This window comes from Streptomyces sp. NPDC021562 (assembly GCF_040640875.1).
Lineage (GTDB): Bacteria > Actinomycetota > Actinomycetes > Streptomycetales > Streptomycetaceae > Streptomyces.
On the sequence record NZ_JBFACN010000007.1, the window covers coordinates 201,961 to 223,829 of the forward strand.

The 21,869-nt window shown below is 72.8% G+C and carries 26 protein-coding genes and 1 pseudogene; 20 read left to right on the forward strand and 7 right to left on the reverse strand.

The window, feature by feature from the left end; all coding sequences use genetic code 11:
• Nucleotides 1-159 precede the first annotated feature (159 nt).
• The 9 genes and pseudogenes from hisD to AB0G52_RS13455 form a co-directional block, all read left to right on the forward strand.
• Entirely contained in the window at nt 160-1,485 is a 1,326-nt protein-coding gene (gene hisD, locus AB0G52_RS13415) for a histidinol dehydrogenase (protein ID WP_361336390.1), read from the forward strand.
• Nucleotides 1,482-2,588 carry a histidinol-phosphate transaminase gene (locus AB0G52_RS13420; RefSeq protein WP_132886236.1) on the forward strand — a complete coding sequence of 369 codons (1,107 nt, stop codon included), beginning with the start codon at nt 1,482-1,484 and terminating at the stop codon, nt 2,586-2,588. Before hisD ends, AB0G52_RS13420 begins: the two co-directional genes overlap by 4 nt.
• The gene (hisB, locus tag AB0G52_RS13425; RefSeq protein WP_132886235.1) at nt 2,585-3,178 is read left to right on the forward strand and encodes an imidazoleglycerol-phosphate dehydratase HisB; all 594 of its coding nucleotides are present in this window, start codon (nt 2,585-2,587) and stop codon (nt 3,176-3,178) included. The genes AB0G52_RS13420 and hisB overlap by 4 nt, the downstream gene beginning before the upstream one ends.
• A complete protein-coding gene (locus tag AB0G52_RS13430) occupies nt 3,175-3,339 on the forward strand; it encodes a hypothetical protein (protein WP_046729563.1) in 165 nt (54 codons plus the stop codon). The genes hisB and AB0G52_RS13430 overlap by 4 nt, the downstream gene beginning before the upstream one ends.
• Entirely contained in the window at nt 3,330-3,977 is a 648-nt protein-coding gene (gene hisH / locus AB0G52_RS13435) for an imidazole glycerol phosphate synthase subunit HisH (RefSeq protein ID WP_132886234.1), read from the forward strand. The genes AB0G52_RS13430 and hisH overlap by 10 nt, the downstream gene beginning before the upstream one ends.
• Nucleotides 3,974-4,699: a bifunctional 1-(5-phosphoribosyl)-5-((5-phosphoribosylamino)methylideneamino)imidazole-4-carboxamide isomerase/phosphoribosylanthranilate isomerase PriA gene (gene priA / locus AB0G52_RS13440; protein WP_132886233.1), complete on the forward strand. Its 726-nt coding sequence runs from the start codon at nt 3,974-3,976 to the stop codon at nt 4,697-4,699. Before hisH ends, priA begins: the two co-directional genes overlap by 4 nt.
• Complete coding sequence (locus AB0G52_RS13445) at nt 4,696-5,088, forward strand: RidA family protein (RefSeq protein WP_132886232.1); 393 nt, start codon at nt 4,696-4,698, stop codon at nt 5,086-5,088. The genes priA and AB0G52_RS13445 overlap by 4 nt, the downstream gene beginning before the upstream one ends.
• A gap of 33 nt (nt 5,089-5,121) precedes the next feature.
• A complete protein-coding gene (hisF, locus tag AB0G52_RS13450; RefSeq protein ID WP_132886231.1) occupies nt 5,122-5,877 on the forward strand; it encodes an imidazole glycerol phosphate synthase subunit HisF in 756 nt (251 codons plus the stop codon).
• A 53-nt stretch (nt 5,878-5,930) separates the two neighbouring features.
• A pseudogene (locus AB0G52_RS13455) lies at nt 5,931-6,095 on the forward strand (MFS transporter); the annotation flags it as partial.
• 15 nt (nt 6,096-6,110) lie between these two features.
• On the opposite strand, the gene AB0G52_RS13460 reads toward AB0G52_RS13455, so the two are convergent.
• Both AB0G52_RS13460 and AB0G52_RS13465 read right to left on the reverse strand, forming a co-directional pair.
• Entirely contained in the window at nt 6,111-6,518 is a 408-nt protein-coding gene (locus AB0G52_RS13460) for a VOC family protein (protein WP_132886230.1), read from the reverse strand.
• A 10-nt stretch (nt 6,519-6,528) separates the two neighbouring features.
• Nucleotides 6,529-7,164: a TIGR03085 family metal-binding protein gene (locus tag AB0G52_RS13465; protein ID WP_132886229.1), complete on the reverse strand. Its 636-nt coding sequence runs from the start codon at nt 7,162-7,164 to the stop codon at nt 6,529-6,531.
• 82 nt (nt 7,165-7,246) lie between these two features.
• Here AB0G52_RS13465 and hisI point away from each other — a divergent pair, with 82 nt between their 5' ends.
• From hisI to lgt, 11 genes are all read left to right on the forward strand, one after another.
• A complete protein-coding gene (gene hisI / locus AB0G52_RS13470) occupies nt 7,247-7,669 on the forward strand; it encodes a phosphoribosyl-AMP cyclohydrolase (RefSeq protein WP_361336394.1) in 423 nt (140 codons plus the stop codon).
• Between the two features lie 11 nt (nt 7,670-7,680).
• On the forward strand, nt 7,681-9,168 hold the full coding sequence (locus AB0G52_RS13475) for an anthranilate synthase component I (protein WP_132886227.1): 1,488 nt from the start codon (nt 7,681-7,683) through the stop codon (nt 9,166-9,168).
• 72 nt (nt 9,169-9,240) lie between these two features.
• The gene (locus tag AB0G52_RS13480; protein ID WP_132886226.1) at nt 9,241-9,885 is read left to right on the forward strand and encodes a TIGR02234 family membrane protein; all 645 of its coding nucleotides are present in this window, start codon (nt 9,241-9,243) and stop codon (nt 9,883-9,885) included.
• A gap of 145 nt (nt 9,886-10,030) precedes the next feature.
• Nucleotides 10,031-10,288, forward strand: coding sequence for an HGxxPAAW family protein (locus AB0G52_RS13485; protein WP_132886225.1), 258 nt, complete (start codon nt 10,031-10,033; stop codon nt 10,286-10,288).
• 80 nt (nt 10,289-10,368) lie between these two features.
• Entirely contained in the window at nt 10,369-10,818 is a 450-nt protein-coding gene (locus AB0G52_RS13490; RefSeq protein WP_132886224.1) for a DUF2752 domain-containing protein, read from the forward strand.
• Between the two features lie 145 nt (nt 10,819-10,963).
• Entirely contained in the window at nt 10,964-11,773 is an 810-nt protein-coding gene (trpC, locus tag AB0G52_RS13495) for an indole-3-glycerol phosphate synthase TrpC (RefSeq protein WP_361336398.1), read from the forward strand.
• 21 nt (nt 11,774-11,794) lie between these two features.
• Nucleotides 11,795-12,004: a tryptophan synthase subunit(beta) gene (locus tag AB0G52_RS13500; protein ID WP_132886222.1), complete on the forward strand. Its 210-nt coding sequence runs from the start codon at nt 11,795-11,797 to the stop codon at nt 12,002-12,004.
• A gap of 70 nt (nt 12,005-12,074) precedes the next feature.
• Nucleotides 12,075-13,358: a tryptophan synthase subunit beta gene (gene trpB, locus AB0G52_RS13505; RefSeq protein WP_132886221.1), complete on the forward strand. Its 1,284-nt coding sequence runs from the start codon at nt 12,075-12,077 to the stop codon at nt 13,356-13,358.
• Nucleotides 13,355-14,173 carry a tryptophan synthase subunit alpha gene (trpA, locus tag AB0G52_RS13510; protein ID WP_132886220.1) on the forward strand — a complete coding sequence of 273 codons (819 nt, stop codon included), beginning with the start codon at nt 13,355-13,357 and terminating at the stop codon, nt 14,171-14,173. Before trpB ends, trpA begins: the two co-directional genes overlap by 4 nt.
• A 114-nt stretch (nt 14,174-14,287) precedes the next feature.
• Nucleotides 14,288-15,064: a thioredoxin domain-containing protein gene (locus AB0G52_RS13515; RefSeq protein ID WP_132886219.1), complete on the forward strand. Its 777-nt coding sequence runs from the start codon at nt 14,288-14,290 to the stop codon at nt 15,062-15,064.
• A gap of 92 nt (nt 15,065-15,156) precedes the next feature.
• Nucleotides 15,157-16,161 carry a prolipoprotein diacylglyceryl transferase gene (gene lgt, locus AB0G52_RS13520; RefSeq protein ID WP_361336401.1) on the forward strand — a complete coding sequence of 335 codons (1,005 nt, stop codon included), beginning with the start codon at nt 15,157-15,159 and terminating at the stop codon, nt 16,159-16,161.
• Nucleotides 16,162-16,218: 57 nt separating this feature from the next.
• Here the strand turns inward: lgt and AB0G52_RS13525 are convergent, their stop codons facing one another.
• Genes AB0G52_RS13525 through AB0G52_RS13545 form a run of 5 tightly spaced genes read right to left on the reverse strand, consistent with a single transcriptional unit; the run spans nt 16,219 to nt 21,866 of the window.
• Nucleotides 16,219-17,040, reverse strand: coding sequence for a CoA ester lyase (locus tag AB0G52_RS13525; RefSeq protein WP_361336403.1), 822 nt, complete (start codon nt 17,038-17,040; stop codon nt 16,219-16,221).
• Complete coding sequence (locus AB0G52_RS13530; RefSeq protein ID WP_132886216.1) at nt 17,037-18,239, reverse strand: CoA transferase; 1,203 nt, start codon at nt 18,237-18,239, stop codon at nt 17,037-17,039. Before AB0G52_RS13530 ends, AB0G52_RS13525 begins: the two co-directional genes overlap by 4 nt.
• Nucleotides 18,236-19,129 (reverse strand): ribokinase, encoded by an 894-nt coding sequence (rbsK, locus tag AB0G52_RS13535; protein WP_132886215.1) that lies wholly within the window; start codon nt 19,127-19,129, stop codon nt 18,236-18,238. The genes AB0G52_RS13530 and rbsK overlap by 4 nt, the downstream gene beginning before the upstream one ends.
• A complete protein-coding gene (locus AB0G52_RS13540; RefSeq protein ID WP_361336406.1) occupies nt 19,126-20,703 on the reverse strand; it encodes an ADP-ribosylglycohydrolase family protein in 1,578 nt (525 codons plus the stop codon). Before AB0G52_RS13540 ends, rbsK begins: the two co-directional genes overlap by 4 nt.
• Nucleotides 20,691-21,866 (reverse strand): ADP-ribosylglycohydrolase family protein, encoded by a 1,176-nt coding sequence (locus AB0G52_RS13545; protein WP_361336408.1) that lies wholly within the window; start codon nt 21,864-21,866, stop codon nt 20,691-20,693. Before AB0G52_RS13545 ends, AB0G52_RS13540 begins: the two co-directional genes overlap by 13 nt.
• Between the last annotated feature and the right edge of the window lie 3 nt (nt 21,867-21,869).

Consider the following 21,869-nt stretch of genomic DNA (forward strand, 5'->3'; position numbering starts at 1 on the left):
GTGATCTTCCGTTTCCGGCCAGGGCCGCGCACCGGCCGCCGGCCCACCGTCCGCCGCCGCCCGTCGCCCCACGGTAGGGACCGGCCGTCGGCCCGCGTTCTGTATCAGCCATTGATACGCGCGAACCGTCCGTCACAGCGGTCTGCGAGAATTGGTCGTGTGATCTCCCGAATCGATCTGCGCGGCGACGCCCTTCCCGAGGGACCCGCCCTGCGCGACCTGCTGCCCCGAGCCGACTTCGACGTCTCGGCCGCCCTGGAGAAGGTGCGTCCGATCTGCGAGGCCGTGCATCATCGGGGCGACGCGGCGCTGATCGACTTCGCCGAGAAGTTCGACGGGGTCGTCCTGGAGCAGGTGCGGGTGCCTGCCGAGGCACTGGCCAAGGCGCTGGACGAGCTCGACCCCGCCGTGCGCGCGGCCCTGGAGGAGTCCATCCGGCGCGCCCGTCTCGTCCACCGCGAACAGCGTCGCACGGCCCACACGACCCAGGTCGTGCCTGGCGGCTCGGTGACCGAGAAGTGGGTGCCGGTCGAGCGGGTCGGCCTGTACGTGCCCGGCGGCCGGTCGGTCTACCCGTCCTCCGTGATCATGAACGCGGTGCCCGCGCAGGAGGCCGGTGTCCCGTCCATCGCGCTCGCCTCGCCGCCGCAGGCCGACTTCGGGGGACTGCCGCACCCCACGATCCTCGCCGCCTGCGCGCTGCTCGGCGTCGACGAGGTGTACGCGGCCGGCGGCGCCACCGCCGTCGCGATGTTCGCCCACGGCACCGAGTCCTGCCCGGCCGCCGCCATGGTCACCGGCCCCGGCAACATCTGGGTGGCCGCCGCCAAGCGCTACTTCACCGGCAGGATCGGCATCGACGCCGAGGCGGGCCCGACCGAGATCGCCGTCCTCGCGGACGCCACGGCCGACCCGGCGCACGTCGCCGCCGACCTGATCAGCCAGGCCGAGCACGACCCGCTGGCCGCCGCCGTCCTGGTCACCGACTCGGTCGAGCTGGCGGACGCGGTCGAGAAGGAGCTGGCACCGCAGGTCGCGGCGACCCGGCACGTCGACGACCGGATCGTCCCGGCCCTGAAGGGCAGGCAGTCCGCGATCGTCCTGGTCGACGGCGTCGAGGAGGGCCTCAGGGTCGTCGACGCGTACGGCGCCGAGCACCTGGAGATCCAGACCGCCGACGCCGCCGCCGTCGCCGACCGGGTCAGGAACGCCGGAGCGATCTTCATCGGCCCCTGGGCGCCGGTCTCCCTCGGGGACTACGCGGCCGGGTCCAACCACGTGCTGCCCACCGGCGGCTGCGCCTGCCACTCCTCCGGCCTGTCCGTCCAGTCCTTCCTGCGCGGCATCCACATCGTCGACTACACGAAGGACGCGCTGGCCGAGGTCGCGCACCACGTGGTCACGCTGGCGGAGGCGGAGGACCTGCCCGCGCACGGCGCGGCGATCAAGGCAAGGTTCGGTTGGAAGGTACCCGAAGGCAAGTGACAGGCATCGACGATCTGCCCGTACGGGACGAGCTGCGCGGCAAGTCCCCCTACGGCGCGCCCCAGCTGGACGTCCCGGTCCGGCTGAACACGAACGAGAACCCCTATCCGCTGCCCGAGCCCCTGGTCGAGCGGATCACCGAGCGGGTCCGCGAGGCCGCCCGCGACCTGAACCGCTACCCCGACCGGGACGCCGTACAGCTGCGCACCGAGCTGGCCAGGTACCTCACGGAGACCGGGAAGTACCCGGTCGGCGTCGAGAACGTGTGGGCGGCCAACGGCTCCAACGAGGTCATCCAGCAGCTGCTGCAGACCTTCGGCGGACCGGGCCGCACGGCGATCGGCTTCGAGCCGTCGTACTCGATGCACGGGCTCATCGCGCGCGGCACCGGCACGGGCTGGCTCTCCGGTCCGCGCGCCGCCGACTTCACCATCGACGCCGAGGCCGCCGCCCGCGCGATCGCCGAGCACCGGCCCGACGTCGTGTTCGTCACCACCCCCAACAACCCCACCGGCAACGCGGTACCGCCCGAGACGGTCCTCGCGCTGTACGAGGCCGCCCAGGCGGCGAAGCCGTCGATGGTGATCGTCGACGAGGCGTACGTCGAGTTCAGCCACGGCGCCTCGCTGCTGCCGCTGCTCGAAGGTCGGCCGAATCTCGTCGTCTCCCGCACCATGTCCAAGGCCTTCGGCGCGGCCGGCCTGCGCCTCGGCTACCTCGCCGCGCACTCCGCGGTGGTGGACGCGGTCCAGCTCGTGCGACTGCCGTACCACCTGTCGGCGATCACCCAGGCGACCGCCCTGGCCGCCCTGGAGCACACCGGCACGCTGCTGAAGTACGTGGAGCAGCTGAAGGCCGAGCGGGACCGGCTGGTGGCCGAGATGCGGGCGCTGGGCCTGGAGGTCACCGAGTCCGACGCCAACTTCGTGCAGTTCGGGCGGTTCGCGGACCCGCACGGCGTGTGGCAGAAGATCCTCGACCGGGGGGTCCTCGTCCGGGACAACGGCGTGCCCGGCTTCCTGCGGGTGTCCGCCGGAACCCCCGAAGAGAACGACGCGTTCCTCGACGCGGTACGTGAAGTCAAGAAGGAGCTGGACGCATGACCCGCGTAGGGCGCGTGGAGCGCACCACGAAGGAGACCTCGGTCCTGGTCGAGATCGATCTCGACGGCACCGGCAAGACCGACATCGCCACCGGCGTCGGCTTCTACGACCACATGCTCGACCAGCTCGGCCGGCACGGCCTGTTCGACCTCACCGTGAAGACCGACGGCGACCTGCACATCGACTCCCACCACACCATCGAGGACACCGCCCTCGCCCTCGGCGCCGCCTTCAGGCAGGCGCTCGGCGACAAGGTGGGCATCTACCGCTTCGGCAACTGCACGGTCCCGCTGGACGAGTCCCTCGCCCAGGTGACCGTCGACCTGTCCGGCCGCCCGTACCTCGTGCACACCGAGCCCGAGAAGATGGCGCCGATGATCGGCGAGTACGACACCACGATGACCCGGCACATCCTGGAGTCCTTCGTGGCCCAGGCGCAGATCGCCCTGCACGTGCACGTGCCCTACGGACGCAACGCGCACCACATCGTGGAGTGCCAGTTCAAGGCGCTGGCCAGGGCGCTGCGCTACGCCTCCGAGCGTGACCCGCGCGCGGCCGGCATCCTCCCCTCCACGAAGGGCGCGCTGTGAACGGCCTCTCGACCGTCCTGATCGTCGTCGGCCTCTTCCTGGTCGGCGGCATCATCTCCTTCGTCAAGCAGAAGATGCCCACCAGCCTGATCGTGCTGCTGTCGATAGGCGCCGCGATGTGCCTGGTGGCGGGCGTCATGAGGCTGGAGGTGTGGAATTGACCGCTCCCAGGAGCGTGGTGGTCTTCGACTACGGCTTCGGCAACGTCCGGTCCGCGGAGCGCGCCCTCGCCCGCGCCGGGGCCGACGTCGAGATCACCCGTGACTTCGACAGGGCCATGAACGCGGACGGGCTGCTGGTGCCGGGCGTCGGCGCCTTCGCCGCCTGCATGCAGGGCCTCAGGGAGGCCCGCGGGGACTGGATCATCGACCGCCGGCTGTCCGGCGGGCGGCCGGTGATGGGCATCTGCGTCGGCATGCAGATCCTGTTCGGGCACGGCATCGAGCACGGCGTCCGCACCGAGGGCCTCGACGAGTGGCCGGGCGCCGTCGAGCCGCTGCAGGCCGAGATCGTGCCCCACATGGGCTGGAACACCGTGGACGTACCGGACGGCTCCCAGCTGTTCGCGGGACTGGACGCCGACGCGCGGTTCTACTTCGTGCACTCCTACGCCGTCCACGAGTGGGCGCTGGAGACGCACAACGCCGCCATCCGGGCGCCGCTCGTGACCTGGTCGACGCACGGCAAGCCGTTCGTCGCGGCCGTGGAGAACGGCGCCCTGTGGGCCACCCAGTTCCACCCCGAGAAGTCCGGCGACGCCGGCGCCCAGCTCCTCACCAACTGGATCGGAACACTGTGAGCACGCTCGAACTCCTCCCCGCCGTCGACGTCCGCGACGGCCAGGCCGTCCGCCTCGTGCACGGCGAGTCGGGCAGCGAGACCTCCTACGGCTCCCCCCTGGAGGCCGCCCTCTCCTGGCAGCGGTCGGGCGCCGAGTGGCTGCACCTGGTCGACCTGGACGCCGCCTTCGGCACCGGCGACAACCGCGCCCTGGTCGCCGAGGTCACGAGGGCCATGGACATCAAGGTCGAGCTGTCCGGCGGCATCCGTGACGACGCCACCCTGGCCGCCGCCCTCGCCACCGGCTGCACCCGCGTCAACCTCGGTACGGCCGCCTTGGAGACCCCGGAGTGGGTCGCCAAGGTCATCGCCGAGCACGGCGACAAGATCGCCGTCGGCCTGGACGTGCGCGGTACGACCCTCAGGGGCCGCGGCTGGACCCGCGACGGCGGCGACCTGTACGAGACGCTGGCCCGCCTCGACAAGGAGGGCTGCGCCCGCTACGTCGTCACCGACATCGCCAAGGACGGCACCCTCCAGGGCCCGAACCTGGAGCTGCTGAAGAACGTGTGCGCGGCCACCGACCGGCCGGTCGTGGCCTCCGGCGGCGTGTCGTCGCTGGACGACCTCCGCGCGATCGCCGAGCTGGTACCCCTCGGTGTCGAGGGCGCCATCGTCGGGAAGGCCCTGTACGCGAAGGCGTTCACCCTGGAAGAGGCCTTGGAGGCTGTGTCGTCATGACGTCCGGAGCCGTACGGCGCGTGCAGAGCGGAAGTCCCTGGGAAGAGAGTTTCGGATTCGCGCGCGCCGTGGCGGCGGGCGACCGGGTGCTGGTCGGCGGTACGACGTCCTTCAAGGGGACGGTGCTGTACGGCGAGGGCGACCCGTACGAACAGGCCAAGGTGGCCTTCACCAGCGCCATCGAGGCGATCGGCGAGTTCGGGCTCGACGTCGACTCGGTGGTCCGGACCCGCATGTACCTGACCCACGTACGGGACGTGGACGCGGTGGGACGGGCCCACAAGGAGATCTTCGACGCGGTGCGCCCGGCGTCCACCCTGCTGGTGGTGGAGGGCTTCGTCGACCCGCGCATCCTGGTCGAAGTGGAACTGGAAGCCTTCCGAGGCTAGAGGCACAGAGGCACACAGAGGAGCCGTGGATTCATGACCCTGGCGGTCCGAGTCATCCCCTGCCTGGACGTGGACAACGGCCGGGTCGTCAAGGGCGTGAACTTCCAGAACCTGCGCGACGCGGGCGACCCCGTCGAGATGGCCAAGGTGTACGACGCCGAGGGCGCCGACGAGCTGACCTTCCTGGACATCACCGCGTCGTCCGGCAACCGGGAGACCACCTACGACGTGGTGCGCCGCACCGCCGAGCAGGTGTTCATCCCGCTGACGGTCGGCGGTGGCGTCCGTACGGCGGAGGACGTCGACAAGCTCCTGCGCGCCGGCGCCGACAAGGTGGGCGTCAACACGGCGGCCATCGCACGCCCGGACCTCATCCGGGAGATCGCGGAACGCTTCGGCCGCCAGGTGCTGGTCCTGTCGGTCGACGCCCGCCGCTCCGAGTCGGGCTCCTTCGAGGTGACCACCCACGGCGGCCGCCGCGGCACCGGCATCGACGCGGTCGAGTGGGCGCACCGGGCGGCCGAACTGGGTGCGGGGGAGATCCTGCTCAACTCGATGGACGCGGACGGCACCAAGGACGGCTACGACATCGAGATGATCACCGCGGTCCGCAAGCACGTCACGGTCCCGGTCATCGCCTCCGGGGGCGCGGGCGCGCTCGCCCACTTCCCCCCGGCGGTCTCGGCGGGCGCGGACGCGGTGCTCGCGGCGTCGGTCTTCCACTTCGGCGACCTGAGGATCGGTGAGGTGAAGCAGACCCTGCGGGAGGCGGGCCACCCGGTGCGGTGACGCCGTCCCGAACCTGAGCCCCGGCACGGACGCCGGGGCTTTTCGCCGGCGGGCTCGTCAGCCTGGGCCTCGCCCCGCTCACCATGCCCGTCTCGGCGGCCGCCGTCGGCGCCTTCGGACTCGGCCCGGTGTACGTCGTCAGCGCCGCGGTCTGCGGGCTCGGCGGGGTGGTCGCCCTGGTCGCACCGGCGCTGCGCCGGGCCGAGCTGCCCCGCTGAGCCCGCGGAGGCCGCTCAGGCCGCCCGGTCCTTCGGCTGGGCCAGCTGGACGTAGTTGCCGACCGTGTCGTCCAGGACGGCCGCGATCACCGGGCCCTGCTCCTGCGGCTCGTGCGTGAACCGGACGCCCAGGGCGCGCAGTCGGTCGTACTCGGCCCGGATGTCCTCCACCGAGAAGACGATGGCCGGGAGCCCCGCCTCGTATACGGCCTTGCGGTACGGCTCCGCGATGGGCCCGTCACCGGGCTCCAGGAGCAGCTGGAGGTCCGGCTGGGCGCCCCCGGGCGCGCCGACCGTGACGAAGAGGGTGCCGCCGCCGAGGTCCAGGTGGGTGCGGGTCTCGAAGCCGAGGATGCCCGTGTAGAAGGCGTGCGCTCGCGGCACGTCGTCCACGTACACGTTCGTCATCGCGACCTTGATCATCGGGCTCTCCTCAGATGCCCAGCCGCCTGGACTCGGTCAGCTGGGCGATCGCGTTCTCGTCGCCGTCCACCTCGACCTTCGCCGCGCTCTGCCGGCCGAAGGCGAACATCAGCAGCTCGGAGGGCTCGCCGGTCACCGTCACCACGGGCGTGCCGCGGTGGGCGACGGCCGTCTGCCCGTCGGGACGGCGCAGCACCAGCCCGGTCGGGACCCCCCGGCCCAGCAGCCGGGCGGTGCGCTCCAGACGGGACCACAGGGCGTCCTGGAAGACCGGGTCCAGCTCGCGCTGCGACCAGTCCGGCTGGGCCCGTCGGACGTCCTCGGCGTGCACGTAGAACTCCACGGTGTTGGCCGCCTCGTCCACCTGCTTGAGCTGGAAGGGGGAGAAGCGCGGCGGGCCGGTACGGATCAGCTGGATCAGCTCCTCGTACGGCTTCGCGGCGAACTCGGCCGTCGTCTTCTCCAGACGCGGCGCGAGCGCCTTGATCATCGTGCCCCCGGCGGCGTCCGGCCGGCGCTCGCGGACCACCACGTGCGCGGCCAGATCACGGGTCAGCCAGCCCTCGCAGAGGGTCGGCGCCTCGGGACCGGCGGTCTCCAAGAGGTCGGCGAGCAGGAGCCGTTCACGCTTGGCGAAGGTCGACATGGGATCAGCCTACGACCACACTCACCGTCCGGACAGTGGACACGTTCCGTGACTGTCGGTGCCGCGCGGCACAATGGCAGGCATGACCAGTACGACCGGTACGACGGGCGCGTCCCCGTCCGGTGGCCTCGCCCCGGAGATCGCAGCCCGCCTCAAGCGCAGCGCCGACGGCCTGCTGCCCGCCATCGCCCAGCAGTACGACACCGGCGAGGTGCTGATGCTCGGCTGGATGGACGACGAGGCGCTGCACCGGACCCTCACCACCGGACGCTGCACCTACTGGTCGCGCAGCCGCCGGGAGTACTGGGTCAAGGGCGACACCTCCGGCCACGTCCAGTGGGTGAAGTCGGTCGCGCTGGACTGCGACGCCGACACGGTGCTGGTCAAGGTGAACCAGGTGGGCGCCGCCTGCCACACCGGCGACCGGACCTGCTTCGACGCCGACGTGCTGCTCCCGGCCGGCGGTGACGGCGCCGATTCCGGCCCGCCCGCCTCGGATCAGTAAGGTCTGCCGCCATGGACCTCGAGACCTTCCGCAAGCTGGCGACCGACCGGCGCGTCATCCCGGTCACCCGCACGCTCCTCGCCGACGGCGACACCCCGGTCGCGCTCTACCGCAAGCTCGCCGCCGAACGCCCCGGCACCTTCCTGCTGGAGTCCGCCGAGAACGGCCGCACCGCCTTCCGCTGGTCCCGCTACTCCTTCGTGGGCGTCCGCTCCGCCGCCACCCTCACCGCCCGCGACGGCCAGGCCCACTGGCTCGGCACCCCGCCGGTCGGCGTCCCCGTCGACGGCGACCCGCTGGCCGCCCTGCGCGCCACCATCGAGGCCCTGCACACCCCCCACACCGAGCACCTGCCGCCGTTCACCGGCGGCATGGTCGGCTACCTCGGCTACGACATCGTGCGCCGCCTGGAGAAGATCGGCCCGGGGGAGCGCGACGACCTGAAGCTGCCCGAGCTGACCATGCTCCTCACCAGCGACCTGGCCGTCATGGACCACTGGGAGGGCTCGGTCCTGCTGATCGCCAACGCGATCAACCACAACGACCTCGACACGGGCGTCGACGAGGCCTACGCCGACGCGATCGCCCGCCTCGACGCGATGGAGGCCGACCTCTCCCGCCCGGTCGCCCAGCCGCCCGCCGTCCTGCCGCCCTCCGAACTCCCCGAGTACACCGCCCTGTGGGGCGGGCCCGACTTCCAGGCGGCCGTCGAGGACGTCAAGGAGCGCATCCGCGCGGGCGAGGCCTTCCAGGTCGTCCCCTCGCAGCGCTTCGAGACCCCGTGCACGGCGAGCGCCCTGGACGTCTACCGGGTGCTGCGGGCCACCAACCCGTCGCCGTACATGTACCTGTTCCGCTTCGAGGGGTTCGACGTCGTCGGCTCGTCCCCGGAGGCGCTGGTCAAGGTCGAGGACGGGCGGGCCCTGGTCCACCCCATCGCCGGCACCCGGCCGCGCGGGGCCACCCCGCAGGAGGACCAGGCCCTCGCCGACGAGCTGATGGCGGACCCCAAGGAGCGCGCCGAGCACCTGATGCTCGTCGACCTCGGCCGCAACGACCTGGGGCGGGTCTGCGAGCCGGGCTCCGTCGAGGTCGTCGACTTCATGTCCGTCGAGCGGTACTCGCACGTCATGCACATCGTCTCGACGGTCACCGGAAAGGTCGCCGAGGGCCGCACCGCCTTCGACGTGCTCACCGCCTGCTTCCCGGCCGGCACCCTCTCCGGCGCCCCCAAACCCCGGGCGATGCAGATCATCGACGAACTGGAGCCCTCCAGGAGGGGGCTGTACGGCGGCTGCGTCGGCTACCTGGACTTCGCCGGCGACTCCGACACCGCGATCGCCATCCGCACCGCCCTGCTGCGCGACGGCACCGCGTACGTCCAGGCCGGCGCGGGCATCGTCGCCGACTCCGACCCGGTCGCCGAGGACCAGGAGTGCCGCAACAAGGCGGCGGCGGTGCTGCGCGCCGTACACACGGCCAACCGACTGGGCAAGTAGGCGCCCGGGCCCGGCGAATGGGGTGCTTCTCACCCCACCCCGGGTGACCGTTCGCCCCGGGTTCAGGCGATAGTGGAGTACGTGACTGCTGTTCCTCACCCCTCTTCCGAAGCCGCCGCACCCGAGCGGTCCGGCCGCCGCAGCCTCGCGGCGGCGCTGCTGCTCGGTGCGCTCGGCGCGGCCGTGGCCCTGCTCTCCACCCGGCAGCGCTGGGCGGAGGGCACCGCGACGGTGGCCGGCGGCGCCTTCCCGCTGACCGCGAAGGGCAGCGACGTCACGGGTGTTCCCGCGGCCCTCGCGATAGTGGGCCTCGCCGCGCTCGTCGCCGTCTTCGCCGTCCGCAGGGCCGGTCGCTCCGTGGTCGCCGGGCTGCTCGCGCTCTCCGGCGCCGGGATCACCGCCGCCGCGCTGTTCGGTGCCTCCGACGACTCCGCGCTCGACGAGAAGGCCGCACAGGCCAGCGGCGACACCTCCGCCACGGTCGACGCCCTCAGCCACACCGGCTGGCCGTACGTCGCCGCGGTCGGCGGCGCCCTCATCCTGGTCGCCGGGCTGCTCGCGCTGCGCTACGGCCGGCTGTGGCCCGCGATGTCCGGGCGCTACGAGCGCGGCACCGGCGCGGACCGCCCGCGCCGCGCCCCGAAGCCGGTGGACCCCGATCGTCCCGAGGACATCTGGAAGGCGCTGGACCGGGGAGAGGACCCCACGGGGGCGTAGCGCGTCGGTGTGGCGAATCAGACGCCACCCCCGCTCATCTCACGGGTACGCGTACGGGACAATGGAGGACGAGCGTCCGTAAGGACACGTACGAGCTCGCACGGACGGCCCGTACGACACGCACCAGTCAAATGAGGAGCAAGTCATGGCGGGCAGCAGCCACGGTCACACCCCGGCCGCCTGGACCGGCGTCACCATCGCCTTCATCGGTTTCTGCGTAGCCGGTGCCTTCATGGTGATGGCGCAGCCGGTGGGCTTCTGGGCCGGAATGGTGATCGTGCTTCTCGGTGGCGTGGTCGGCATGGTCATGCGCTCCATGGGTCTCGGCCAGCCGAAGGGCTCCGGTGCGCTCCAGCACACCGCCCCGGCCGTCACCCCGGAACCGGCCGGCGCCAAGAGCTGACCCGCACCTCTTCCCGAGAGGGGCGCTCCCGAGACGTCGGGGGCGCCCCTCTCGCGCGTGCGGCGGCCGTACGGGGCACAATGCGAGGCGTGAACCCCGACAGCCCCAGCACAGCCGCCGCCCCGGTGCCGTCCTCGCTGCGCGGGCGGCTGGCCGTGCCCGCGGGGGTGCTGGCCGCGGTGGCCGGGGCCTTCGCCTACGTCGGCACCGTCGACCCCAACCAGCCCGGCCACTACCCGGTCTGCCCGCTCTACCGGCTCACCGGCCTGTACTGCCCCGGCTGCGGCGGCCTGCGCAGCGCGCACGCCTTCGTCCACGGCGACGTCCTGGCCGCGCTCCAGGACAACGCGGCCGCGGTCGCCGCCTACCTGGCCTTCGCCGTGGTGTGGACCGTCTGGGTGGCACGCGCGGTCCGCGGCCGGCCCGCCCGGATCGAACTGCGGCCGGTGCAGATGTGGGGCCTCGGCGCGCTGGTGCTGGTCTTCACGGTTGTCCGGAACCTGCCGTTCGGTGGCTGGTTGCATCCTTGATCAACTACGGAAGGTCCAGGTAGGGGGAGCGCTGGAGCACCGATGCGAGGACTGTGCCGTCCTGCGGATACCATCGGATTGACCATGGGTTTTTTACCTGTGGGATTGACCGCCTTGAAGAACCGTCCGGAAGGGGGCCGCTCGCGTGAGTGTGCTCGACGAGATCATCGACGGAGTCCGTGCCGACCTCGCGGAGCGGCAGGCGCGCGTCAGCCTCGACGAGCTCAAGGAGCGCGCGGCGAAGGCGCCCGCCGCCAAGGACGGCGTGGCCGCGCTGCGCGGTGAGGGCGTCAAGGTCATCTGCGAGGTCAAGCGCTCCAGCCCGTCGAAGGGCGCGCTGGCCGCGATCGCCGACCCGGCCGGACTCGCCGCCGACTACGAGGCGGGCGGCGCGGCCGTCATCTCGGTCCTGACCGAGCAGCGCCGTTTCGGCGGTTCGCTGGCCGACCTGGAGGCGGTCCGGGCCCGGGTGGACATCCCGGTGCTGCGCAAGGACTTCATCGTCACGTCGTACCAGCTGTGGGAGGCCCGGGCGTACGGCGCCGACCTCGCGCTGCTGATCGTCGCCGCCCTCGAACAGCCGGCCCTGGAGTCGCTGATCGAGCGCGCCGAGTCCATCGGCCTCACCCCGCTCGTCGAGGTCCACGACGAGGACGAGGTCGAGCGCGCGGTGGACGCGGGCGCCAAGATCATCGGCGTCAACGCGCGCAACCTGAAGACCCTGGAGGTCGACCGCGCCACCTTCGAGCGCGTCGCCCCCGAGATCCCCGAGAACCTCGTCAAGGTCGCCGAGTCCGGCGTCCGCGGCCCGCACGACCTGATCGCGTACGCCAACGCGGGCGCCGACGCGGTCCTGGTCGGCGAGTCCCTGGTGACGGGCCGCGACCCCAAGTCGGCGGTGGCCGACCTGGTGGCGGCGGGCGAACACCCCGCACTCCGGCACGGCCGCTCCTGACCACCCGCTAGGCTGACCCCGATGACTCCCACGGTGACGACGACAGTGGACCGGTACGCGCGCCTCGCGCGCGGCTGCCGCCCACGCGGTTGCCGTGCGCCGGCCCGCCGGGTCCACGGCCGCCGCGTCCGCTACGTCATCGGGGACGAACCGGGACAGGTGAACGGCCGCCGATGGCAGCGCGCCCCTCAGGGGCGCGGTGAACTGCGCGACCAGCCACATGCGGCCTGAGGTCGTACGACGGACTCCGCCCCCACGGCGAACAGTGTCTTTTCACACGCACTCACCGTGAGGTTCTGGCATGCCCAGCGATTTCTTCTTCCCTGACCCCGAAGGCCAGGTGCCCTCCCCCGAGGGCTACTTCGGCGCCTTCGGCGGCAAGTTCATCCCGGAGGCCCTCGTCGCCGCCGTGGACGAGGTCGCCGTCGAGTACGACAAGGCCAAGCACGACCCCGAGTTCGCCCGGGAGCTCGACGACCTCCTGGTCAACTACACCGGCCGCCCCAGCTCCCTCACCGAGGTCCCCCGCTTCGCGGAACACGCCGGCGGCGCCCGCGTCTTCCTCAAGCGCGAGGACCTCAACCACACCGGCTCCCACAAGATCAACAACGTGCTCGGCCAGGCCCTGCTCACCAAGCGAATGGGCAAGACCCGGGTGATCGCGGAGACCGGCGCCGGCCAGCACGGTGTCGCCACCGCCACCGCCTGCGCCCTGTTCGGCCTCGACTGCACCATCTACATGGGCGAGATCGACACCCGGCGGCAGGCCCTGAACGTGGCCCGGATGCGGATGCTCGGTGCCGAGGTCATCGCCGTGAAGTCCGGCAGCCGCACCCTCAAGGACGCCATCAACGAGGCGTTCCGCGACTGGGTGGCCAACGTCGACCGCACCCACTACCTCTTCGGCACGGTCGCGGGACCCCACCCCTTCCCGGCCATGGTCCGCGACTTCCACCGGGTCATCGGCGTCGAGGCGCGCCGCCAGCTCCTGGAGCGCGCCGGCCGCCTCCCGGACGCCGCGATCGCCTGCGTCGGCGGCGGCTCCAACGCCATCGGCCTCTTCCACGCCTTCATCCCCGACGAGACCGTCCGCCTCATCGGCTGCGAGCCCGCGGGGCACGGCGTCGAGACCGGCGAGCACGCGGCCACCCTCACCGCCGGCGAGCCCGGCATCCTGCACGGCTCCCGGTCCTACGTCCTCCAGGACGACGAGGGCCAGATCACCGAGCCGTACTCGATCTCCGCCGGCCTCGACTACCCCGGCATCGGCCCGGAGCACTCCTACCTCAAGGACTCCGGCCGCGGCGAGTACCGCGCGGTCACCGACGACGCGGCCATGCAGGCCCTGCGCCTGCTCTCCCGCACCGAGGGCATCATCCCGGCCATCGAGAGCGCGCACGCCCTCGCCGGCGCCCTGGAGGTCGGCAGGGAGCTCGGCGCGGACGGGCTGATCGTCGTCAACCTCTCCGGGCGCGGCGACAAGGACATGGACACCGCCGCGCGCTACTTCGGGCTGTACGACACCGACGCCGAGGTGGCCGCCGACGCCGCCGCCACCGCCGAGATCGAGGGGGACGCCAAGTGAGCGGGAACATCCAGCTGCTGTCGGACACCCTCGCCGGTGCCCGGGCCGAGGGCCGCGCCGCCCTCATCGCCTACCTCCCGGCCGGGTTCCCGACCGTGGACGGCGGCATCGACGCCGTCAAGGCGGTTCTGGACGGCGGAGCCGACGTCGTCGAGGTCGGGCTGCCGCACAGCGACCCGGTCCTGGACGGTCCGGTCATCCAGACCGCCGACGACATCGCCCTGCGGGGCGGCGTGCGGATCGCGGACGTCATGCGCACGGTCAGGGAGGCCCACGAGGCCACCGGCAAGCCGATCCTCGTCATGACGTACTGGAACCCCATCGACCGCTACGGCGTCGAGCGGTTCACCGCCGAGCTGGCCGAGGCGGGCGGCGCCGGCTGCATCCTGCCCGACCTGCCGGTCCAGGAGTCGGCACTGTGGCGGGAGCACGCCGAGAAGCACGGCCTCGCGACCGTCTTCGTGGTGGCGCCCAGCAGCAAGGACGAACGGCTCGCCACGATCACCGCGGCGGGCAGCGGCTTCGTCTACGCGGCGTCGCTGATGGGTGTCACCGGTACGCGTGAATCCGTCGGCGCCCAGGCCGAGGAGCTCGTGGCGCGCACCCGCGCCACCGGCACCGCGCTGCCCGTCTGCGTCGGCCTCGGCGTGTCCGACGCGGTCCAGGCCGCCGAGGTCGCCCGCTTCGCCGACGGGGTGATCGTCGGCTCGGCCTTCGTGAAGCGGATGCTGGACGCGCCGGACGACGCGGCCGGCGTGACGGCGGTCCGGGAACTCGCCGGGCACCTCGCGAAGGGCGTGCGCGGACTGGCGTAGCGCGGTGGCCCGGTCGCCGATCGGGCCCCGGGCACGACAGAACATTCGGTCACTCGAACGGGTGGACCTGGGACCGGGGAGGCGCGGTGCGCCTCCCCGGTTCGTTCTGGGGGTGTGAGCGAGAAGAATCGTGACGGAAAGCGGATGGCCCGCGAGCGGCTGGCGGTCGAGCGCGAGAAGCAGAAGGCCGCGGACAGGCGGCGGCGGGCGCTGATCGTGGGCGCGAGCGTCGTCTGCGTCCTCGGCCTGGCCGCGGTGATCGGCGTCGTCGCCGCGAACGCGGGCAAGGACAAGAAGAGCGAGAGCTCCGGCCCGGTGGTGGCGCCGTCGGGCGCGCAGGGCAAGGACAGCCTCGCCATCCCGGTCGGCAAGGACGGCGCCAAGGCGACGCTCACGGTCTGGGAGGACTTCCGCTGCCCGGCCTGCCGGGCCTTCGAGACGGCGTACCGGCCCACGCTCCACGAGCTGGTCGACTCCGGCAAGCTCAGGATCGAGTACCACCTGGCCACCCTCATCGACGGAAACCTCGGCGGCAGCGGCTCCCGGCAGGCGGCCAACGCGGCCGCCTGCGCCCAGGACGCCGGGAAGTTCCGCGACTTCCACGACGTGCTGTACGAGAACCAGCCCGAGGAGACCGACGACGCCTTCGCCGGCAGCGCCAAGCTGACCGGGCTGGCCGGCAAGGTCAAGGGCCTCGACACACCGGCCTTCCGCACGTGTGTCGACAAGGGCACGCACACCGCCTGGGTGGTGAAGTCGAACCAGGCCTTCCAGGCGGGCAGGTTCAGCGGCACGCCCACCGTCCTGCTCGACGGCAAGAACATCTACCAGGACCAGACGATGACCCCGGCCAAGCTGAAGCAGCTGGTCGAGGACGCGAACAAGGGGTAAGGCGGCGCAAGCGATTCTCACGCCCCTGTTATGGAGCCGTAGCCGGGCTGGTTGCCGTCGCCCCGGTCCGGCACGGTAGCGTCGACCCTGCCATGGAAACCTTTGCCTACATTCCCAGCCCTTCGCGCGGAGTGATCCACCTCGGTCCCATTCCGCTGCGCGGCTACGCGTTCTGCATCATCATCGGTGTCTTCGTAGCCGTCTGGCTCGGAAACAAGCGCTGGATCGCCCGCGGCGGGCGAGCCGGCACCGTGGCCGACATCGCGGTCTGGGCCGTGCCGTTCGGCCTGGTCGGCGGGCGTCTGTACCACGTGATCACGGACTACGAGCTGTACTTCAGCGCGGGCCGTGACTGGGTCGACGCGTTCAAGGTGTGGCAGGGCGGCCTCGGCATCTGGGGCGCGATCGCGCTGGGCGCGGTGGGCGCGTGGATCGGCTGCCGGCGCCGGGGCATCCCGCTCCCGGCCTACGCCGACGCCATCGCCCCCGGCATCGCCCTCGCCCAGGCCTGCGGCCGCTGGGGCAACTGGTTCAACCAGGAGCTGTACGGCCGCGAGACCCATCTGCCGTGGGCCCTGCACATCACCTCCTCCGAGGGCGGCCGCGTCCCCGGCTACTACCACCCGACGTTCCTCTACGAGTCGCTGTGGTGCATCGGCGTCGCCTTCCTCGTGATGTGGGCCGACCGCCGCTTCACGCTCGGACACGGCCGGGCCTTCGCCCTGTACGTCGCCGCGTACTGCGTGGGCCGCGGCTGGATCGAGTACATGCGCGTCGACGACGCCCACCACATCCTCGGTCTGCGGCTCAACGACTGGACCGCGATGATCGTGTTCCTGCTCGCGGTGCTGTACATGGTGCTCCTCGCGAAGAAGCGGCCGGGCCGGGAGGCCGTGGTGGAGCCGGGCGCCCACGACGACGGGACCGACGGAGCCGCTGCGGCCGACGGTGCCGTCGAGACCGGGGAGGCCCCCGAGGCGGCGGCCGCCGGGAGCGAGCCGGAAGCGGAGCCCGGGGCAGCGTCGGACGACGCGGCCGAGGACGGCTCCGGCGAGGTCAAGGACGGGGCCGGAGCGGCGCCGACCAAGAAGAGCTGACCTTCGGCAGACGACGAAGAGGGCGCCCGGGACCTGCTCGGGCGCCCTCTTCGCAGGTCACCTGTGGGAGGCCAGGGACAGGGTTCTGCGGGCCGCCGCCACTACCGCCGCGTCGATGAAGCTGCCGTCCGGGAGGGCCTGGGCGCCCTGTTCCGCGGTGGCCGCCTTGATGATCGTTTCCGCCCGTTCCAGTTCCGCCTCCGTGGGGAGGTAGGCCCGCTCGATGACCGGGAGCTGGCGGGGGTGGATGGCGGCGCGGCCCAGGAAGCCCAGGGCGCGGCCGTGCGCGCAGGAGGCGGCCAGGCCGCCCAGGTCGCGGGTGTCGGGGTGCACCGACTGGGGCGGCGGGGCCAGGCCCGCCGCCCGTGCGGCGACCACGATCCGCGAACGGGACCAGTCCAGGCCGACGTCGTCCCGTACGCCGAGATCGGCCCGTAGGTCCGCCTCGCCCAGGGAGATGCCCCGCAGGGCGGGATGGGCGGCGGCGATGGCGTAGGCGTGTTCGATGCCGAGGGCCGATTCGAGGAGTGCGTACAGCGGCAGGGCGGTGGTCCGGGCGGTGACGTGGTGGATGTCGGCCGGGCCGGTGACCTTGGGCAGCCGCAGGCCGCCGAGGCCGGGGAGGCCGAGCAGGGCCGCCAGGTCGGCCTCGGCCCAGGGGGTGCCCAGGCCGTTGATCCGGACGTGCACCGGGACGGGCTGGCGGTGGGTGAGCAGTTCGGCGGTGGCGGCGCGGGCGTAGTCCTTGCGGTCGGGGGCGACCGCGTCCTCCAGGTCGATCACCACCACGTCGGTACCCGACACCAGCGCCTTGGTCACGACCCGCGGCCGGTCGCCCGGGACGTACAGCCAGGTCAGGGGGAACGCCACCGTGGTCATACGGCGCCCTCCTCGCGCAGGGCCCGCAGCTGTGCCCCGGTCAGGCCGAGCTCGGTGAGGACCGCGTGCGTGTCGGCGCCGTGCGGGCGGCCCGCCCAGCGGATCGCGCCGGGTGTCGAGGAGAGCCGGAAGAGGACGTTCTGCATGCGCAGCGGACCGAGTTCGGGGTCGGGGACGGTGATGATCGTGTTCAGCGCCTGGTACTGCGGGTCCGCCATGACGTCCCGGACGTCCTGGACGGGCGCCACCGCCGCCTCCGCCTTCTCGAACTCGGCCAGCACCTCGGCACGGGAGCGGGTGGCGACCCAGTCGCCGACCGCCGCGTCGAGGACGTCGGCGTGCGCGGCCCGCTCGGCACCCGTCGCGAACCACGGCTCGTCGATCAGCTCCGGGCGGCCGACCAGCCGCAGCACGCGTTCCGCGACCGACTGGGCCGAGGTGGAGACGGCGACCCAGTCCCCGTCCGCCGTGCGGTAGGTGTTGCGCGGGGCGTTGTTGGCGGAGCGGTTGCCGGTGCGCTCCTGGACGTAGCCGAGCTGGTCGTACCAGGTGGGCTGGGCGCCGAGGACGGTCAGGATCGGCTCGATGATCGCCATGTCGACGACCTGGCCCTCGCCGGTGCGGTCCCGGCCGGCGAGCGCGGTCAGGACCGCGTACGCCGTCGCGAGCGCCGCGATGGAGTCGGCCAGACCGAACGGCGGCAGCGTGGGCGGGGCGTCCGGCTCGCCGGTGATCGCCGCGAACCCGCTCATCGCCTCGGCGAGGGTGCCGAAGCCGGGGCGGTGGGCGTAGGGGCCGAACTGGCCGAAGGCGGTGACGCGGGTCAGGATCAGGCGCGGGTTCGCCGCGGACAGCTCCTCCCAGCCCAGGTCCCATTTCTCCAGAGTGCCGGGGCGGAAGTTCTCGATGACCACGTCGGCGGTCGCCGCGAGCTTCAGCAGCGTGGCGCGGCCCCCGGGCTTGGACAGGTCGAGGGTGATGGCGCGCTTGTTGCGGCCGAGCACCTTCCACCACAGGCCGACGCCCTCCTTGGCCGGGCCGTGCCCCCGGGAGGGGTCCGGCTTGGCGGGGTGCTCGACCTTGACGACATCGGCACCGAAGTCGCCGAGCAGGGTGGCGGCGAGGGGCCCGGCGAAGAGAGTGGCGAGATCCAGGACGCGCAGTCCGCCGAGGGGCCCGGCCGGTGTCGTCGTCCTCATGCCGTGTACTGGGCGTCGATCTCCGGGCGGTACGGCATCGATGTCGACGCCCCCTCCCGCTGGACGGCGAGCGCGGCCGCGGCGGCGGCCCAGGACAGGGCCTCGCGGACCGGTTTCTCCTCGGCCAGGGCCACCGCGAGCGTCCCGACGAAGGTGTCGCCGGCCCCCGTCGAGTCGACGGCGGTCACCCGGGGCGCGGGAATCACCAGGGGCGCGGCGTCCCGGGTGAGGTAGAGGCTGCCGGCCGCGCCGAGCGTGACGACGACCTGGGGCACCAGGCCGAGCAGGGCGGCGGCGGCATCACGCGGGTCGGTCCGGTCGGTGAGGGCGGCCGCCTCCCGTTCGTTGGCCACCAGCAGGTCGATGTTGTCGAGGAGTTCGGGCGGCAGGGGGCGGGCGGGGGAGGGGGTCAGGACGGTGCGGACACCGTGCCTGCGGGCGGCCTGGGCACCGGCGACGACCGCGGGGAGCGGGATCTCCAGCTGGAGGAGCAGGGTGTCCGCGGAGGCGATGACGCCCTCGTCGCCCGGGGCGAGGTGGTCGACGGTGCCGTTCGCGCCGGGGACCACGACGATCGCGTTGCCGCCCTCGTCGTCCACGACGATGTGCGCGGTACCGGAGGGGCACTCGATCGTGCGCAGCGAGTCGGTGTCCACACCGGAGTGTTCGAGGGTCTCGCGCAGCCGGGCGCCGTAGGAGTCGTGGCCGACCGCGCCGATCATCGAGACGGTGGCGCCGGCGCGGGCGGCGGCGATCGCCTGGTTGGCGCCCTTGCCACCGGGGATCGTACGGAACTCCCGCCCCGGCACGGTCTCGCCGAGCCGGGGGGCCTTCTCGGCGTACGCGACGAGGTCCATGTTGGTGCTGCCGAGTACGGCGATATGGGTCATGGGCGGGTCGCCTCCAGGTGGGTGAGGTGGGCGAGGGTGTCGAAGCCGGTGCCGTCGAAGCCGGCGACGGAGGTGGCGAGTCGGTTCTTGAGCGGGGTGGTCCAGCGGTCCGGGAGGGCGTCGGGGTCGCCCGCGAGCAGTCCGGCGACGGAGCCGGCGGTCGCGCCGTTCGAGTCGGTGTCCCAGCCGCCGCTCACCGCGCGGGTGACGGAGCCGCTGAAGTCGCCGTCCGCGTGGGTGAGCGCGGCGGCGAGCAGAGCGGTGTTGGGGATGGCGTGCACCCAGTGGTGGGTGGGGGAGTGGACGGCGTGGAGCGCGTCGACGACGGTGTCGAAGTCGGCGTGGCGTTCGGCGAGCCGGATCGCGTGGTCGACCGCCTTCGCCAGCCGGGAGTGGGGCGGGACGACGGACCGGCCGGTGCGCAGACAGGCGTGGACGTCATGGGTGCCGGTGGCGGCGGTCGCGATGACGGCCGCCGTGAACATCGCCGCGTAGACGCCGTTGGCCGTGTGGGTGAGGGTGGCGTCGCGGTGGGCCTGTTCGGCGGCGGCGGCCGGGTCGCCGGGGTTGGTCCAGCCGTGCACGTCGGCGCGGATCAGGGCGCCGATCCACTCCCGGAAGGGGTTGCGGTGGCGGGCGGTGCCCGGGGGCTCGACGCCGCTGAGCAGGTTGCGGTAGGCGACGCGTTCGGCGGTGAAGGTGCGGCCGGCGGGGAGTTCGTCGAGCCAGAGGGCGGCCACGTCGGTGGTGGTGAAGTCCTTCGTGTGGCGTTGGAGCAGGAGGAGGTTGAGGAGGGAGTAGTTGAGGTCGTCGTCCTCGGGCATGCCGTCGATGTTCTCGGCGAGGGAGGTGGGTGCCGAGCGGCGGTTCCAGGGGTGGGCCGAGAGGAGTTCGGCGGGGACGCCCCGGGCGGTGAAGTAGCGGTTCAGGGGCCAGTTGCCGGCGGCGCGGGCGAGGTCACGGACGGCGCCCAGGGGGAGCTTCTCGACGGGTTTGCCGAGCAGGCACCCGACGGCACGGCCGAGCCAGGCGGCGTGGTAGGCGCGCGCGGGCGGGGGCTGGGGGCGGGGTGTGTCGCTCACCGGCGCGAGCACGATGCCGCTGCGCCCACCCGTGCCGCCCTGCGGCACGCCTGCCCGCAGCTGGGCAGGACACGGCAGCTGGGCGGGACACGGCTGGGCAGCGCGCCCCGCAGGGGCGGGGGGCCGGGACATGTGCGGCTCCGCCGCGTGGGCGCGATCAGCCACATCGCACCCGCAGTCGCACGACGGTCCGCACCGCCCTCCCCGGGGGGCGGTCGGCCACTGCGGACACAGCGCCTTGATCGCGGCCAGATCCGTCGGCTCGTTCAACCGGCTGGGCAGGTCCGCGAGTTCGTCGAGCAGGTCCTCCGCCAGCTGGCGCAGGTATCGGGACGCCCGGTCCGGGGACGCGCCCGCCCGGTCCGGCGCGTCCGCGCCCCCCGCCGCCCGCCACCGCGCCTCGACGGCCGACGGCTCCCGTCCGTCCTGCCTGGCCTGGCGCAGTTCGTGGCCCAGCAGGTCCTCCGGCTGGACCCAGGTCAGTCGGAGCAACTCGGGCCTCCGAGACGGGCGAAGGACTCCTCGTGGGCGCGGCGGCGTCCGACGTCACGGGCGAAGACCTCCCGGGCCACCGCGGCCAGGACGCGCGGCGGCTCCCAGAGGTCGAGACGGCTCGCCTCCGCCACCCGCTTCGACCACTCCTGCGGCACCGGCGAGCCCAGCGCCCCGGCGACCGCGCCCGCCATCGTCGCGATGGAGTCGCAGTCCCGGCCGTAGTTGACGGAACCGAGCACGGCCCGCCGGTAGTCGCCGTCCGCCACCAGCACCATGCCCAGCGCGACGGGGAGTTCCTCGACGGCGTGCAGCCGGGAGGGGCGGCGGGCGCCGAGCGACGGGGACCGGTAGTCGGGGCCCACCGTGTCGTACGGGGCGACCGCCTCCCGCAGGGGGGTGAGCGCCGACTCGAAGTCGCAGTGGCGCGCGGCCACGTCACAGACCCGTTCGACGGCCTCGCGCGTGCCGTCCTTCGCCAGCGACAGACAGGTGCCGACGACGGAGTCCGGGGTCGCCCCCGGCGAGGCCGCCGCCGCCACCGCCGCCGCGAAGACGCCCGCCGCCTCCCTGCCGTACGACGACTGGTGGGCGCCCGCGACGTCCAGCGCCTCGTGGTACGCGGCCCGCGGGTCGGCCGCGTTGACCAGGCCGACCGGGGCCATGTACATCGCCGCACCGCAGTTGACGATGTTGCCGACGCCGGCCTCCCGTGGGTCGACGTGGCCGTAGTGCAGGCGCGCCGCCAGCCATTTCTCGGCGAGGAAGACACGGTGGAGGGGGAGGGTCTCCGCCTCCAGTTCGGGGATCCAGCGCGGGGTGGTCATCAGGTCCGGGACCAGGTGCTCGGCGATCGCGTACGCGTCGAGGTGGTCGCGGACGCGGTCGTACACCCGGACCAGCGCATGGGTCATCAAGGTGTCGTCGGTGACGTGCCCGTCACCCTTGTGGTAAGGCGCGACGGGACGGGCGGTGCGCCACTGATCGCCGTGCCAGGGGCCGACGATGCCGTGCACGCGGCCGCCGTGGCGTTCGAGGATCTGGTCGGGGGAGTAGCCCTCGACCGGGCCGCCGAGGGCGTCACCGACGGCGGCGCCGACGAGGGCCCCGGTGATCCGTTCGTCGAGGGAAGCGCCGGTGCTTTCATCTCCTATGGGCGTCATGCA

Bases quoted from the DNA above. Each gene is read 5' to 3' on its own strand.
- rbsK (WP_132886215.1), bottom strand. From the start codon at position 19,129: ATGACCCATATCGCCGTACTCGGCAGCACCAACATGGACCTCGTCGCG.
- AB0G52_RS13445 (WP_132886232.1), top strand. From the start codon at position 4,696: ATGACGTCCGGAGCCGTACGGCGCGTGCAGAGCGGAAGTCCCTGGGAA.
- lgt (WP_361336401.1), top strand. From the start codon at position 15,157: ATGGAAACCTTTGCCTACATTCCCAGCCCTTCGCGCGGAGTGATCCAC.
- AB0G52_RS13545 (WP_361336408.1), bottom strand. From the start codon at position 21,866: ATGACGCCCATAGGAGATGAAAGCACCGGCGCTTCCCTCGACGAACGG.
- hisB (WP_132886235.1), top strand. From the start codon at position 2,585: ATGACCCGCGTAGGGCGCGTGGAGCGCACCACGAAGGAGACCTCGGTC.
- AB0G52_RS13485 (WP_132886225.1), top strand. From the start codon at position 10,031: ATGGCGGGCAGCAGCCACGGTCACACCCCGGCCGCCTGGACCGGCGTC.
- AB0G52_RS13465 (WP_132886229.1), bottom strand. From the start codon at position 7,164: ATGTCGACCTTCGCCAAGCGTGAACGGCTCCTGCTCGCCGACCTCTTG.
- trpB (WP_132886221.1), top strand. From the start codon at position 12,075: ATGCCCAGCGATTTCTTCTTCCCTGACCCCGAAGGCCAGGTGCCCTCC.
- AB0G52_RS13490 (WP_132886224.1), top strand. From the start codon at position 10,369: ATGCGAGGCGTGAACCCCGACAGCCCCAGCACAGCCGCCGCCCCGGTG.
- AB0G52_RS13460 (WP_132886230.1), bottom strand. From the start codon at position 6,518: ATGATCAAGGTCGCGATGACGAACGTGTACGTGGACGACGTGCCGCGA.
- AB0G52_RS13500 (WP_132886222.1), top strand. From the start codon at position 11,795: ATGACTCCCACGGTGACGACGACAGTGGACCGGTACGCGCGCCTCGCG.
- AB0G52_RS13475 (WP_132886227.1), top strand. From the start codon at position 7,681: ATGGACCTCGAGACCTTCCGCAAGCTGGCGACCGACCGGCGCGTCATC.
- AB0G52_RS13525 (WP_361336403.1), bottom strand. From the start codon at position 17,040: ATGACCACGGTGGCGTTCCCCCTGACCTGGCTGTACGTCCCGGGCGAC.
- hisF (WP_132886231.1), top strand. From the start codon at position 5,122: ATGACCCTGGCGGTCCGAGTCATCCCCTGCCTGGACGTGGACAACGGC.
- hisI (WP_361336394.1), top strand. From the start codon at position 7,247: ATGACCAGTACGACCGGTACGACGGGCGCGTCCCCGTCCGGTGGCCTC.
- AB0G52_RS13530 (WP_132886216.1), bottom strand. From the start codon at position 18,239: ATGAGGACGACGACACCGGCCGGGCCCCTCGGCGGACTGCGCGTCCTG.